The sequence below is a fragment of the Halorubrum sp. Atlit-26R genome, from assembly GCF_003666015.1.
Lineage (GTDB): Archaea > Halobacteriota > Halobacteria > Halobacteriales > Haloferacaceae > Halorubrum.
This window is the reverse complement of the sequence record NZ_QPLT01000166.1, coordinates 1-827: the sequence shown is the minus strand read 5'-3', so window position 1 is coordinate 827 and position 827 is coordinate 1. Positions and strand designations below refer to the sequence as shown.

Here is an 827-nt window from a genome sequence, read left to right as displayed (position 1 = left end):
GCCGACCTCGAAAGACCTGCGCGGGCACGGGTCACATAGTACAAGCACCTATATGCGACGTTTTGACTCGTGGACTGACGCATTAGAGGCGGCTGGTCTCGACACACCAGACCGGAACAAGATCTCAGACGCCGATCTCATCGCCGATCTCCATCGACTGCGTGACGAACTCGGGCGGGTGCCGACCTCGACTGATGTCGCTCGTGACGGCGAATACGGACTCGCCACGTATCAGCGTCGCTTCGGCTCGTGGGGCGAGGCGGCTTCGGCGGCGTTCGACGACGAGACGGACGCGTAGTCGGGACTCCTCGAAGTCTGTGTGGGAACGCAGACGACTGGGCAAGTCCCCTACCGAAGAATCGGCACCCAGTCGCCTGAGAGGGGCCGAACCCACGTTGAACAAAACAAAGCGCATATGTAGATGTTCCGGTCGTGGGACACACAGCTCCAGCCGAGCCCGACCGTATCATAGCGTGTTGCGGCTATTTGTCTCAAATTTGAAAACGGCTGTCTGACGCTCGCTACGACCCGTGAGTGGCGTTCACACACCACCCCTGGCGGCACAAAGCACTTATACCCGACGGGTAATGTTAGAAGTGCAGTACCCCTGCCGACGCAGATAATGCGACGCCGACGCGAGTAAGTCCGATCAAGTCCGGTCGCGCCCTCGATGCGATGTTGGTCGATGACGAACGGGCGATTGAGATTGGGGCAAAGCAGGGTGTCGCGACGCAGACAACACAACAATGACAAACGAAACAAACTAGCGCGCGAAGGGCGGATCCGTGCTCGTCGCGTTCCTCATGGTCACCAGCATGGTCGCTGGG

At 59.5% G+C, this 827-nt stretch carries 1 protein-coding gene; it reads left to right on the top strand.

The window, feature by feature from the left end; translation table 11 throughout:
- A partial coding sequence (locus tag DVK07_RS19955; RefSeq protein ID WP_394338898.1) for a homing endonuclease associated repeat-containing protein occupies window positions 1–298 on the top strand: 298 nt, incomplete at its 5' end.
- Between the last annotated feature and the right edge of the window lie 529 nt (window positions 299–827).